The sequence below is a fragment of the Pedobacter vanadiisoli genome (assembly GCF_042684385.1).
GTDB lineage: Bacteria > Bacteroidota > Bacteroidia > Sphingobacteriales > Sphingobacteriaceae > Pedobacter > Pedobacter vanadiisoli.
The window spans coordinates 199896-214093 of sequence record NZ_JBHULL010000044.1; the positions used below are offsets into that span (position 1 = coordinate 199896).

Genomic DNA, 14198 nt, shown 5'->3' on the forward strand with positions numbered 1-14198 from the left:
TGCAGTTATCCAAATAAATACAATAATTTAACCATCTAACCTTGTCAAAAGAATATTTTAAAAAGCTTCAGGACCTGCTCAACACCGAGCGTGAAGAAGATTTACAATCCTATTTAAAACTTACTGAAAATACTTCTGCGGCAGATAGGAGGGCTTTGGGTTTAACATGGTACCCAATTGCGATCCGGAGTACGGAAATTGGCCGTGGCGACTATTTAACTGTAGAACTTGAAAGGACTACCCATCAGGATTTTTCCCATCAGTTCCGTTTTGGTTCTGCCGTAGTGTTATTTTCTAATCACGATGCCAAAGAAGACCGTATAGAAGGGATTGTAACGCATCAAAGTGGTAGCAGGATGAAAATTAGTTTCCGTATTGATGAGTTACCAGACTGGACAAGAAACGGCAAGCTAGGCGTAGATTTACTTTTTGATAATAACAGTTACGATGAAATGCAAAGTGCCCTTCAACAGGCAACACATCTGGCCGAAAACGAATCAGAAAATAAACTGATCCGCATTTTAACAAAAGGAGAAAAGCCCTCATTTAAGGGAGAGGAAAAATTTATTATTCCCAATACGCTAAACGACTCGCAGCAGCTCGCGGTGAATAAAATTATTGCTGCCGATCATTTGGCTATAGTGCATGGCCCTCCGGGTACAGGAAAAACCACAACGCTTGTGCATGCCATAAAATCGCTTACCAAACATCATGATCAAAAAATACTGGTTGTGGCGCCCAGCAATACCGCTGTTGATTTACTTACGGAGAGGCTAGCTGCTGAAGGACTAAAAGTAATCCGCGTGGGCAACCCGGCCAGGGTTTCTGAAAAGTTACTTGCGGCTACGCTCGATCACCAAATGGCCGATCATCCTGACATGAAAACCATTAAAGCGTTAAAAAAGCAGGCCAGTGAATATAAAAGTATGGCCCATAAATACAAGCGGAGTTTTGGCAAAGCAGAACGCGACCAACGCAAGGCATTGTTTGATGAAGCACATAAAATCGAAAAAGAAGTAGAAAAAACAGAGCAGTATATCATGGATAACCTGTTTAGTAAGGCGCAGGTTATTACAGCTACTCTGGTAGGGGCAAATCATTATACGGTTAGAAATTTAAAATACAATACCATCGTTATAGATGAAGCAGGGCAAGCCCTTGAACCCGCCTGCTGGATACCGATTTTAAAGGCGCAGAAGGTGATCCTGGCAGGTGATCATTTCCAGCTTTCCCCAACCATAAAATCAAATGAAGCTGCCAGAAATGGTTTAAGTAATACTTTATTAGAAAAGACAGTAAATCTTCATCCAGAATCAGTTGTGTTGTTAAATGAGCAATACAGAATGAATGCAGCCATTATGGGTTATTCGTCGCAGGTATTTTATAAAAATGAGTTAAAGGCCCATCATTCTGTGGCAGATCATTTATTGTTTGCTGACGATCAATCCATTCAGTTTATTGATACAGCGGGTTGTAGTTACGATGAAAAATTAGAGGGGACCAGTACAACCAATCCTGACGAAGCTGCATTTTTGGTTAAACATTTAACTCATTTGGTTTCAGGTCTGGCAGATCAAATCTCAACTGAAAGTTTTCCTTCGATTGCCATTGTTTCGCCATATAAACAGCAGGTTCAGATTTTAAATGCCCTGGTTCAGGAAAGTGAAATTTTAATCCCTTATCGAAATAAAATTGCAGTTAATACCATTGACAGCTTCCAGGGACAAGAACGCGATGTGGTTTATATCAGCCTGACGCGGAGTAATAACGATGGAAGTATAGGCTTTTTATCTGATACGAGGAGAATGAACGTTGCTATGACGAGGGCCAGAAAAAAGTTGGTTGTTATTGGAGATAGTGCTACATTGTCGAAATCAAATTTTTATGCTGAGTTTATCCGTTACACAGAACAATTAAATGCCTACCACAGTGCCTGGGAGTTTATAGACTTATAAGCCTGAAGGTGCTGCAAGAAGATAATCATCCCAGGTTTTATGCAGACGGATGAAAATGTGGGTTCTTCACCGAGAAGGTAATGAAAGGTGTTAATGCTAAACTTTTTCGGGTTTCTTTTCTTCTTCCAGTTTACCCGATATACTTGCACCTGCAATTAACAGTTCGTGGGTAATGGTTTTAGTATATTCTGTAATTTCAGATTTAAAATCCTTTACTGACGATCCTGATCGGATTTCTTCCAGTCTTTTTTCCCACTGTCCGGTAAGTTCGGCCTGCGCAATCCGTTTATCCTTCACTACTTCGTAAACAGCCAAACCTTTATTGGTGGGTACAAGGTTTCTCTTTTCCCTTGTGATATATTCTCTGGTAATTAGGGTTTCTATGATAGATGCCCGTGTGGCCGGTGTGCCTAATCCACTATCTTTCATGGCATAACGCAGCTCTTCATCCTCAATCTCTTTACCACAGGTTTCGAGTGCTTTTAACAATGATGCTTCATTATACATGGGTTTTGGTTTGGTCTGCTTTTCCAGAAGTGATTTTTCTGTAATAGGCAGTTGTTCGCCAACCACAATTTTGGGTAACGCAGCATTGTCTTCGTCTTTCTTATCATCTTCGGGATCATTAAAAACAGCTCGCCAGCCTGCAGATCGGATTACTGTTCCATTCGCTACAAAGGTAACACCTGATTGTATGGTGATTTTAGTAAGTTCTTTTAAGCATTCCTGGTGAAATGCTTCAATCATGCGGCCAACAACCATATCATAAACCGCCTGTTTATCGGCACTTAAGCCATAAGCCAACTCGCCGGTGGGTAAAATGGCGTGGTGGTCGGTTACTTTTTTGGCATTAACACTTCGCTTATTTAGAGCAACGGTTTGCAGAAACTGCACTTGTTTTCCGAAATCGGCATGATCGGTAAATTTTGCAATCAGGTCCGGAACGCCGGCAAAAATATCATCACCAATGTAACGTGAACCGGTACGGGGATATGATACCAGTTTACTTTCGTACAGGTTTTGCAAGATATTAAGTGTTTGGTCGGCAGTATATCCTTTTTTCTTATTGGCTTCCTGCTGTAAGCTACTTAAATCATGCAACAGTGGCGGTGGTTCTTTTCTTGGTTTAGCTTCAACAGCCGTAATATTACCACCTGTAGGAAAACCGGAAGCAACATCTTCTACGAGTGCAAATAATTTTTCTGCCTCTTCCTTTTCCTTATAATTAGCGGTTGATATAGCCTTAAAAACCTGTTCATCTTTAGAAAGTAAAATACTGATCTGATAATAGGTTTGAGGAACGAAATTTTTAATCTCCAAAAAACGCGCACAGATCATGGCCAGGGTAGGTGTTTGTACCCGTCCTAATGAAAGAACGGTTCTATTGCCGGCAGAAATACTTAGTGCCTGTGTAGCATTCATGCCCACCAGCCAATCGGATTCTGAACGACAGTGGGCCGAGTTAAACAAGGTATCATAATCCGTACCCGGTTTTAAGTTTCTGAAGCCATCTTTTATCGCTTCATCGGTTTGTGAAGATATCCAAAGGCGTTTAAAAGGCTTTTTACATTTTAAATAATAGTAAATGTACCTGAAAATTAATTCACCCTCACGTCCCGCATCTGTTGCTACAATAATTTCTGTGGCTTCATCGAAAAGTTTTTTAATGGTATCGAGCTGTTTCCTCACTGCGGGGTCTTCAACAAAACCATCCTTTGTTTTTATCTTTCTTACGGCGAGTTTAAATTTTTGGGGCAGCATGGGTAAATGCTGTTTACGCCAGCCGATAAAGCCATAATCCTGTGGGGGTGCCAATTGTAACAAATGCCCAAATGCCCAGGTAAAAGAATATCCTTTACCTTCAATGTATCCATCTTTTCTGGTGGTTGCCCCGAAAACTTTGGCAAGCTCACGACCAACAGAGGGCTTTTCTGCAATTACAATCTTCATGAATGGACTTATCTTATCAACCCCAAAGATGATTAAAATATCGGCAACAGATTAAAAAAAATTACTCACAATGTAATTTAATACCCGTTTTGATAAACAATTATCTGATAATTTTGTCCATCATTTGGATCGGTAATTTTTATATCGAATTGATTAACAATTCAGTAATATATCCATCTAACGGTTACAATTTATTTCAATGAATGGATAAAATTTATGAATTGGCAGGAAATAAAATTAAGGTTGGGCTGGAGCCTCAATTAATCCGCGTATATAGTAATGCTCAACTTTGGGCTTATTTAGAGGGAAGAGCAGCTACGAGGCTCGAGCGGTCTGAGCTTTTGGTAAATACAATTAAAGCCGACTATAAACAGCACTTTGGTAAAACACTTATTATTTCTAACGCTTCGCTTATTGTAGAAATCCTGGTGCATGTATACTGCGATTACCTGGGGCTATCCTTTAACCGTATCGTGCAGATAAAATGGATTCAGGTATTGGTTAAAAAGCTGCTTGAAAGAGCCGAGGTGGTAGATTGCGGTGAAAAAGGTATAGACAGCAACCGCTGGGTATGGGATTTACTGGCAGGCAGCAAATCTCTGCTTATCCGTATTCTTCCTAAAAACCTTAATGCCAAAAATATCAAGCAACATTAATCCACCTGTGCCGTGAAGAGCTGCTCCTGGTTTAAAATTACGCTGGCCGCCAGGGTTTCATTTAAAAAGACGGAATTGTATTGCTGGTCTGAATTATTGATAAAAAGCACTGTACGGTCTGAAATGTTATTGATTACCTGATCGGCCAATTTTTTAGAGACTGCCGGACAGCCCTGGCTTCTGCCTAATCGACCCAATTGATTGATGGTTTCCTGACTTACGTAACTTGCTCCGTGCACCACAATTGACCTTTCTCTGGCGTTGCTGTTAAAGCCCTGGTCCATACCATCCAATTTGAGCGAACGACCATGTTTACCATTATAAATTTCGCCGGTTAAATAGAAACCCAAACTGCTCTGGTTGGAGTTTATATTATTGGAAAAAGATGAGGGCTTATCTCCACCACTGTTCTGGCCATGGGCTACCCAGGTGTTCATTAATAACTTCTTGCTGGCCAGGTCGATGATATAAAGCCGCTTTTTACAACTTTCCTGGTCGAAGTCGGCAATAGTTAAGATGGATTTGGCATGTAGTAAACCTGAATATTTCATGTTGTAAAATCCGGTTAATGCCTTTTCGAAAACTTGTTCACTTAGTCCGGCAGAATCTAAACGTACCTGATGATAAACGTTTAAAATATATCGATTGTACAGGCTATCTGCAGCAATGGCTTTATCTGCTTCTTGTTGTGTACGTGGAAGCTCCGTAGCTTTCCAACTTGTTCCGACAATGCTCATGCTCACTAAAAAAATCGTAGCAATGTCAAGGATGTATTTCTTCATTCAGTATGTTTTGGTTTGATATTGAGCTATTTATACGGTTGTTTAAGCCAGATGTTGCCCGTATGTATTATAAGAAGCTAAAAATGAAGGTTGTTTTACACGTTTATGACTTAAAAGTTATTTATAGAGCTGTTAAGAATATGAATTCCCCGTTATTCAGAGAATTGCGCTAACAAAGCTTTTTATTTAGTGTTATTCCTTAAATTCCAACATATGAAAGTTTTATTAACAGGTGCAAATGGCTATATCGGTACAAGATTGATTCCACTCCTATTGGAAGAAAATCATGAGATTATTTGTATGGTTAGGGATAAGCGCAGGTTTATTTCTGAATCTGAATTAAGCGACCGGGTAAAGATCATTACCGGTGATTTGCTTGATGCTGAAAGTTTAAAGGAGATTCCTGAGGATATAGATGCAGCTTACTACCTGGTACATTCCATGTCATCAAGCCAAACCGGATTTTCAGATATGGAAAAAGCTTCTTCCGAAAATTTTTCGGAAGCCATTAAAAAAACAAATTGTAAGCAGATAATTTATTTAACTGGCATAGCTAATGATGAACATTTATCCAAGCATTTAGGATCAAGGCTAGCCGTTGAAGAAGAGCTTAAATTATCAGGAAAAGCCTGCACCATTTTACGGGCGGCTATTATTATTGGTTCAGGAAGCGCCTCATTTGAAATTATACGTGACTTAACAGAGAAAATACCTTTTATGATTACGCCGAAATGGGTGGAAACACGTTGTCAGCCAATTGGTATACGCGACGTTTTAGCTTATTTGATAGGTGTGCTGCGCAATGATCAAGCTTATAATCAAACTTTTGATATTGGTGGACCAGATATTTTAACTTATCGTGAAATGCTTTTGGGGTATGCCAAAGTACGGGGATTGAAAAGGTGGATCATCACCGTGCCGGTACTAACACCACGCTTATCTTCTTTATGGCTGAATATGATCACATCCGTACCTTATTCGCTTGCAAGAAGTTTGGTAGATAGTATGAAAAACGAAGTGATATGCAAAGATGACCGCATAAAGGAAGTGGTACCGCGAAATTGTTTAAGCTATGCAGAATGCTTGCACCTGGCTTTTGAAAAGATTGATCAGAATTCTATTGTTTCGAGCTGGAAAGATGCTTTGAATCGTGGTTATCTGCATTCAAATTTTATGGATCAGATAAAGGTTCCGCAAAATGGTACTTTACAATATAAAGTTAAAATGCCTTTTGAACGCAAAGCCGAAGAAGTTTTTGATAACATCTGGAGTATTGGGGGGAGTAGAGGTTGGTATTTTATGGATTGGCTTTGGCATTTACGTGGGTTTTTAGACAAAATGTTCGGTGGAGTTGGAACACGCAGGGGGAGAACCAGCAATATAGATCTGCAGGCCGGTGATGTACTGGATTTTTGGAGGGTCTTATTGGCGGATAAAAAAACTAAAAGGTTGTTGCTTTATGCAGAAATGAAAGTACCTGGTGAGGCCTGGCTTGAATTAAAATTAATCGAATTTAGTGGGAAAGCTTTCCTGTCTCAGATTGCTACCTTCAGGCCAAAAGGTTTATGGGGCAGGTTATATTGGTACGCCATGTGGCCTTTTCATGTTGTTCTTTTTAAGGGCATGGCTAAAGAGATTACCACTTATCAATCCAATAATTAAATCTATTTACCTATTTTTGTCGCAAAAAGTAGATAATATGCCCAACGAGGAAAATGATTACTCTTTCTGGACCAAGTATAAACGATTTGCTTCAACAGAGATTTTAATGTACCTGATCATGATTATCGGTATTGGCCTTGGAATTATTTTTTTAAGCTAAGGGCAAGTTTTAAATAATCAGCCGAGTTTACATCGTTTATAAATTTCGAAAAGTCTGCATATTTTTCTGCAGAAAACGTTCCGTCGTTTAAAATAAACTTCCTGTAATAAGTTAGCTTTTTGCCGTCTAATGATGTCTTGCAAACATATTGTCCAAAATCACTTTTAAGCGTTTTATCCTGCCCCATAATTAATGTTGTATCTACATTATCCGGTAGGGTATAAATAATAGTATCTTCATCAGTATAGCCACGGTTAATGTACACGGGGAGGGTTCTGTTTCTGATTTCAGGAATTGATCGTTTTACATTAAAAGCATTGAGCTGTAAGAACATCTTATTTCCATTAACTGGTGCATAATTTCGAATATTGGTGGTGATATCTTCTGTTAATGTTGGAGATATATCTTTTTTCTGAGCAAAGGAAACTGCCTCAAAATCAATATTATCAATGTTATACGTTTGTTTTAATAATTTATGCTGCTCGGTTATTGATTTACCTATTAACGATTCCTGGTTTTCATACTGTGAGCCAGCGTAAATAGTATTCATTTTTCCAGAGATACTACCGTCTGAATGGAGAGTTAAATCGGCCCTACGTACCTGCAAGTTCTCGGCCGTTGTTAATTTAGGGGTATGCAATAGTTTTCCTCCTTCTGCTGTACAGGCAAGTACAAGCCTATCGTCGGTAAAATCACTTAAAAAACCAAATGGGATTTTCTGACTGGTGCATTCCAGCCAGGTGGTATCGCCCTTTAATGGCATACAAAGGATAACATGATTACCCTGCACCATGCTGGCATATCCCGGGTCCATACTTTTCTTTTCAGAGCCGGCTGATACCACGCAGTAATAAGAATCTATATCTGCTGCGTTAAGCAGGCTTTGCATATAATTTACCAGCGCTTTACAATCGCCATAGCCCAACCGGTCTACTTCGCTGGCTGCAATAGGCTGAAAACCGCCAATACCAATTTGTACACTAACATATCTTGTTTTATCCTGTAAGTACTGATAGATTTTACGTGCTTTGTCTTTTTCTGTTTTTTCATTTTTAACCAGGTTTTTTACCATTTCAATGGTGGTAGCTGGTAAGGTTTTACGTGTTGCCAATAAATCATCATATATCCATTTGCCCAATTCTTTCCAGTTGGTATAACTGCCTTTATGGTTGTAGTAATAGAATTCCTGCGGTGCAATTTGGATGTTGGTTGCGTAAGTTTCGTGCGCCGGACTATAGGGTTCTGTTCGCACAGCCTGGATATTGCTTGCTTTCCAAATTGTTTTTTTCTGTTTCTCATCTGTTAATACTTCAGGCGTACCGCTATAATTGTGGGTTTTTATTCTTACCTGGTCTGTTGGTTTACAAATAAAGGTATAAGTACTCTTCTCGACTGAGACATCATCGGCTGGTTTCGGGCTCCAATCGGGTATGATCAGATTTTGCTTATTTCTAATTTCATAGTTGTAAACCAGGGTATAAGGATATTGGTTTACCGATGGCAGGTAATGTTTTACGCGGCTGTCAACAAAAAGTGAAAATCCATCGGCAGCACTCATATCGGAAAAATCATTTTGAGAGAATTTATTGGTGAGTTTACCTACACTATTATAAACTTCTCCTTTTATGCTTTTAATCGAAATGTTTTTATCGTAGTAGATTACCAAACGGGCTTCATCTTCCCCATTTTGGTTAAATACCGTAATGGCCTTTTTTACATTGAGGATTACATTATCAGGCGATCGCATATCAATCGTTGTTTCTTCGTTTCTGATACATGCATTGGCCCGGTTACGGAGGTTAGATGGAATTAAATCGGCATCATAGTTGTCTTGGGCAAAACCAGTAACAGAGATTAAAAGCAAGGAAAATACGGTGAATAAGGATCTCATTTAATTTGCCTTTTTTAATAAAAATTCTGTTTTTTGATTTTGTATAATCTTGCTATAGAATTCCTTTAGGTAAGGATATTCTTCTGGTTGATAAATAGCATTATTAAACTGCAAAACCTGGTTCATTGAAATGGTATTTTCATCTAAGCTGGTTTGCAACAAATACTTTCCACCGGCATTGGGCAAAGCAATGGCAAGATCTTTAGGTTTTTCCAGCAACTGGTATTTTTCAGGTAAAATTACGTTAATAACGATCCGCTCTTCTGATGCTGCCCCCAAATCAACCGGGTAGGTGCGTTCATTTAAATTAAACGGATTTTTCGAAATGGTATTGATAAAAAATGGACTAAAATAAAACTGATCTTTATGGGTGCCATTGTTTATGGTGAACTCTACTTCATATCTTTCTGTTAGGGGATTTTCTACACTATCCAGGTTCGAAATCTGATGATCCAGTATCTTAATTTTGGTTAAACGCTCATCGAGTTTCTCTACATACTCGTCCGGAGAGTTGTACCGAAGAATTTCTTTACGTTTGCTGTATGCTGCGTAACCCATGGTATGGGTAGTTAAATTGCCAATAATTTTCCCATCACTTGTCATTTTTCCACTCAGAATATAACTGGTACTTGTTTTCTGACTGGCCTTTAAATCGATCCAGTAAGATGGTTTTTTTAAATTAATTACCCTTCCCTGATCGTTAATACAGCGCAGGGGTAGCAAGCCGAAGGGCAACAGTGGTTCTGTTGCATCCAATAAATAACTTTTATCGGCAATATTTACCTTGGCAATCAGGTAATTAAAATCGCTCATTACCGGATAAAGCTTGTTTACAGTTCCATTATCGCGGGTAGAAAGTATTACGGCTTCAGCATCCAGACCAGCAGCAGAAAGTGCCGCAATTAAGCTCAGATTAATATCTGCTACATTACCTGATCTGTTTTCCAACGCCTTTTTAATGTTATCTTCCGAGTATTTTCCATAATAATTATTCCATTTGATCTGTTTCTTGATGTAATTATAAACGGATCTTGCTTTGTCTAAATCTGTCGAACTTCCTTTTGTGATTTCTGGAATAAGTTCTTTAAAAACATCTTTCCTTTTCATCTGGTCGCCCAGCGTTTTGTAGGATGACAGTTCATAATCAATATCTTTCCATGTTTTGGTATAATACGTTTTGCTGCCATTTAAATTCTGGACATCCGAAAGCTCAAAATAAATGGCCGATTTAAAGTTACTTGGAGCAGTCATATTATCTTCCTCAATAAATGCAGGGATATTTTTCATCATGTAGTTGATTTTTGAGCAATCGATAGCTACGCCTGAAAGCCTTAGGCATTCTTTACTCAACTCTACTTTTTGATCGGTCAGTTTTTGAAATCCACGCAAGGAAACGTTGTAATTGTAAATGCCCGGAATGTAGACCAGGTATTCACTAATTACTTTCGGAATATTGCTTTGGAATTCCCATGTTTTGAAATTAAATAAATTGGGTGATACCAGGCGGTAACTGTACTCTATTATCGATCCTTCGTTAAGGTTTGGAAGCGTAAACTTGGTCAGCCTGGTGTATTTTGACCGGTTTTCGGTAAAAACAGCTTTTTTGTCCATCACAGTTTCCACAAAATTATTGTTTACATAATTAAAAGTAGAAGCTTTTAAATCGCTGATTGTTTCTTCGCGTGATTCGTCTTTGTAGGTAGGGATAACAATATTGGCTTCCTTAAAGCCTTCTTTATTGTAGATTTTGATTTTTACATGGTATTCAAAAATCAGTTCTAAATTGCCTTTACTATCGTCCCGTTGGATCGATGCCGTGCCAAATTCCTTTAAAACGATAGCATTGGCATTGCTGTCTAATTTTTTTCTGTCGAATCCGTAATCGTCATAGGTAATTGATCCGAATGTAAAGTCTTGAGCGTGAATATTTAATGATAAAAATAGGAGGAATAGTATGGCTAATGCTTTATTCATTTGAGCGTGTGTAAATTGTCGCAATTTAATCTTAGAAACCTGTATTCTAAAATAATTTGACAATTAAATTTATAAATTAATAAAGCTGTTTTACAGAACTAATGAAACCTTTTTAGCACTTTTGAAAAAAAGAATTTGACATTCCGATTCAAATCTAATGTCGCCAATCTCACATTATAAAAAATGAAATTAAATTTAAAACGCCCTTTAGCATTTTTTGATTTAGAAGCTACCGGAGTTAATGTTGGAGCCGATAGGATCGTTGAAATAGCGATTTTAAAAGCCATGCCAGATGGTTCTGAGCTTGTTAAAACCTGGCGTGTAAATCCAGAAATGCCCATTCCTTTACAAACCTCACTCATACATGGTATTTATGATGAAGATGTTGCCAATGAGCCAACTTTTAAAGCTTTGGCGACAGAAATTGCTGGTTTTATAGGAGAAAGTGACCTGGCAGGCTACAATTCTAATAAATTTGATATTCCAATGCTTTTAGAAGAATTTTTAAGGGCAGAAGTGGATTTTGATATGAGCAACCGGAAATTCGTTGATGTACAGAATATTTTCCATCAAATGGAACAGCGAACGTTAAAGGCGGCGTATAAATTCTATTGTCAGGAAGATTTGGTCAATGCACATAATGCCGAAGCAGATGTAATTGCAACCTACAAGGTTTTACTTGGACAATTGGAAATGTACAGGGAAACCGAGTTCGAAAACAAACAGGGCGTAAAAAGTATTCCGGTTGTAAATGATGTAGATGCCCTACATATATTTACCAATATCAACAAACCGGTAGATTTTGCCGGTCGCCTGGTATACAATGATCATGATGAGGTATGCTTTAACTTTGGTAAGCACAAAGGTAAAACCACTGCTCAGGTATTTTCGGTAGAGCCTAGCTATTATGCCTGGATGAAAAATGGCGATTTCCCATTGTATACGAAGAAGAAACTGGATGAGGAATGGGCAAAATTCAATGCAAAGAAAAATGAGAACAAGGTAGTAAGGCCTCCGCATAATGCGCCGGCAAATAAACCTCAACATCAACGTAAGCCCCAGCCTAAACAAGAAGAACCTGCAAAGCCGATCAATTCGGATATGTTGGAACAATTGAAAATGAAGTTTGGTAAGTAAACTGGTTAACTGAAATTAAACGCTATGCGCATTGCGCTAAACCCTAAGCTTAAATAATGAAATCTATAAAAATATTTAGCCTTTTGTTGTGCGTTGCATTTTATGCAAGTGCGCAAACAGTATTACCGGTGGCCCCTGAATTTCAGAAGGCTTACCAGAAGCAAACAAGGAGTACAAGCGGTAAACCCGGTAAAAACTACTGGCAGAATAGCTCAAAGTACGATTTAAATGTAGATTTTAATCCTGTAAGCAGGCTGCTGAAAGGCAAAGTACAGGTTGTATATAGTAATAACAGTCCGGATACGTTGAAAGAAATCTGGTTTAAGCTTTATCCTAATCTTTACAAAAAAGGAACACCAAGGAAAGCCAAGTTTTCGGAATCTGATCTGGGCGATGGGGTTGCAATTGAAAAATTGGTGGCCAATGGAAAAGCGGTGACAGACTTTAAAATTGATGGTACCAATATGACCGTTAATGTTCCTGCCGTTTTGCCAGGAAAAACAATCAGTTTTACTATCAGTTATAGTTATACTTTAAATAAGGGATCGCATATGCGTACAGGTCAGGTAGATGAAGGTTCTCATTTTGTAGCCTATTTCTTCCCGCGAATTGCTGTATATGACGATGTTGATGGCTGGAATAAATATCCTTACACCGGTGCCGAAGAGTTTTATAATGATTTTGATCAGTTTAGTGCGGCGATTACCGTACCAGGCGGTTATGGCGTTTGGGCAACCGGCGATCTGAAAAATCCCTCTGAGGTTTTTCAAAAAGATGTAGTTTCAAGAATGTTGACCGCTGAAAAAAACGATGCCGTTATTGATGTGATTACGGATAAAGATCTGGCTGATAAAAAAGTAACGCAACCCAATGCTTTCAATACCTTTAAGTTTGAAGCTAAAAATGTAACCGATTTTGTATTTGCGCTGAGCGATCATTACCTGTGGAAATCGAGCAGTTTGGTTGTTGATCCCAAAACGAAAAGAAGAACCCGTGTAGATGCGGTTTTTAATCCAAAACATAAAGATTATTACGAGGTAATTGATTTTGCCCGTAAAACGGTAGAAGCCATGAGTTATACTTTTCCGAAATGGCCTTTTCCGTATAACCACGAAACTATATTTGATGGTTTAGACCAGATGGAGTATCCGATGATGGTGAACGACAACCCTGTTGATAACCGCACGGACGCCATTACCTTAACCGATCATGAAATTTTCCATACCATGTTTCCATTTTATATGGGCATAAACGAAACCAAATATGGCTGGATGGATGAGGGCTGGGCAACTATTGGCGAGTGGCTCATATCACCAATGATCGATTCTACCATCGTAGATGAGTACGGTGTTCAGCCTACGGCATCATCTTCCGGAGGGAAAGATGATACGCCGATTATGACCTTAACGCCTGATTTAAAAGGATCAGGCTCTTTTACTAACTCTTACCCTAAACCTGGTTTAGCTTATTTATATGTTAAAGATTACCTGGGTGATGAATTGTTTACCAAAGCTTTGCATACCTATATCCAAAACTGGAATGGTAAACACCCTATGCCCTATGATTTCTTTAATAGTATAAATGCTGGCAGTGGTAAAAATTTAAATTGGTTTTGGAAAACCTGGTTTTTTGAAGATGGTGTAACCGATATGGCCATAAAAGCTGTCGATCAAACTTCAGGCGGTTATACAGTTACTGTAGAAAACAAGAGTATTAAGCCTTTACCTATCGATTTAACGCTGACCTATGAGGATGGTTCCGTTGAAAAGAACCACAGTACAATAGGCATTTGGGAAAAAGGGGATAAACAAGTTAAGATAAACATAAAAACAGGTAAGAAATTATCAAAAGTAGTGATGGGAAATCCTCACACACCCGATAAGGTGAAAAGCGATAATAGTTTTTCGGTAAAATAGATACACCTAAGCAAGCCAGGTTGCTCTGACAATCTGTTTAGTTCAGCCTGACTTGCTTAATATGGTAAGTTTTATGCCGATCGCCATCCTGAACTATTGATGATGAATAGTTCGG

General features: G+C 38.6%; 10 protein-coding genes. 6 read left to right on the forward strand and 4 right to left on the reverse strand.

Features of this window, described 5'->3' with window-relative positions:
• Positions 1-41: 41 nt before the first annotated feature.
• On the forward strand, positions 42-1955 hold the full coding sequence (locus ACFSR6_RS22120) for an AAA domain-containing protein (RefSeq protein WP_379083096.1): 1914 nt from the start codon (positions 42-44) through the stop codon (positions 1953-1955).
• A 96-nt stretch (positions 1956-2051) separates the two neighbouring features.
• Here ACFSR6_RS22120 and ACFSR6_RS22125 read toward each other — a convergent pair whose 3' ends face one another.
• A complete protein-coding gene (locus ACFSR6_RS22125) occupies positions 2052-3905 on the reverse strand; it encodes a DNA topoisomerase 3 (protein WP_379083099.1) in 1854 nt (617 codons plus the stop codon).
• A gap of 203 nt (positions 3906-4108) precedes the next feature.
• Here ACFSR6_RS22125 and ACFSR6_RS22130 point away from each other — a divergent pair, with 203 nt between their 5' ends.
• Positions 4109-4561: a hypothetical protein gene (locus ACFSR6_RS22130; protein ID WP_379083101.1), complete on the forward strand. Its 453-nt coding sequence runs from the start codon at positions 4109-4111 to the stop codon at positions 4559-4561.
• Here the strand turns inward: ACFSR6_RS22130 and ACFSR6_RS22135 are convergent.
• Positions 4558-5343: a murein L,D-transpeptidase catalytic domain family protein gene (locus ACFSR6_RS22135; protein WP_379083104.1), complete on the reverse strand. Its 786-nt coding sequence runs from the start codon at positions 5341-5343 to the stop codon at positions 4558-4560. The two genes, ACFSR6_RS22130 and ACFSR6_RS22135, sit on opposite strands and share 4 nt — an antisense overlap.
• 213 nt (positions 5344-5556) lie before the next feature.
• Here ACFSR6_RS22135 and ACFSR6_RS22140 point away from each other — a divergent pair, with 213 nt between their 5' ends.
• Entirely contained in the window at positions 5557-7005 is a 1449-nt protein-coding gene (locus ACFSR6_RS22140) for an SDR family oxidoreductase (protein ID WP_379083106.1), read from the forward strand.
• 37 nt (positions 7006-7042) lie between these two features.
• On the forward strand, positions 7043-7165 hold the full coding sequence (locus ACFSR6_RS22145) for a hypothetical protein (protein ID WP_255512125.1): 123 nt from the start codon (positions 7043-7045) through the stop codon (positions 7163-7165).
• Here ACFSR6_RS22145 and ACFSR6_RS22150 read toward each other — a convergent pair.
• Together ACFSR6_RS22150 and ACFSR6_RS22155 are read right to left on the reverse strand one after the other, a co-directional pair.
• Complete coding sequence (locus tag ACFSR6_RS22150) at positions 7149-9056, reverse strand: DUF3857 domain-containing protein (RefSeq protein WP_379083109.1); 1908 nt, start codon at positions 9054-9056, stop codon at positions 7149-7151. The two genes, ACFSR6_RS22145 and ACFSR6_RS22150, sit on opposite strands and share 17 nt — an antisense overlap.
• A complete protein-coding gene (locus ACFSR6_RS22155) occupies positions 9057-11030 on the reverse strand; it encodes a DUF3857 domain-containing protein (protein ID WP_379083111.1) in 1974 nt (657 codons plus the stop codon). It lies immediately after the preceding gene.
• A 183-nt stretch (positions 11031-11213) separates the two neighbouring features.
• Between ACFSR6_RS22155 and ACFSR6_RS22160 the strand changes: the two genes are divergently transcribed.
• Together ACFSR6_RS22160 and ACFSR6_RS22165 are read left to right on the forward strand one after the other, a co-directional pair.
• On the forward strand, positions 11214-12167 hold the full coding sequence (locus tag ACFSR6_RS22160; RefSeq protein WP_379083114.1) for an exonuclease domain-containing protein: 954 nt from the start codon (positions 11214-11216) through the stop codon (positions 12165-12167).
• 56 nt (positions 12168-12223) lie between these two features.
• Entirely contained in the window at positions 12224-14083 is a 1860-nt protein-coding gene (locus ACFSR6_RS22165; RefSeq protein ID WP_379083117.1) for a M1 family metallopeptidase, read from the forward strand.
• The last annotated feature ends 115 nt before the right edge of the window (positions 14084-14198 follow it).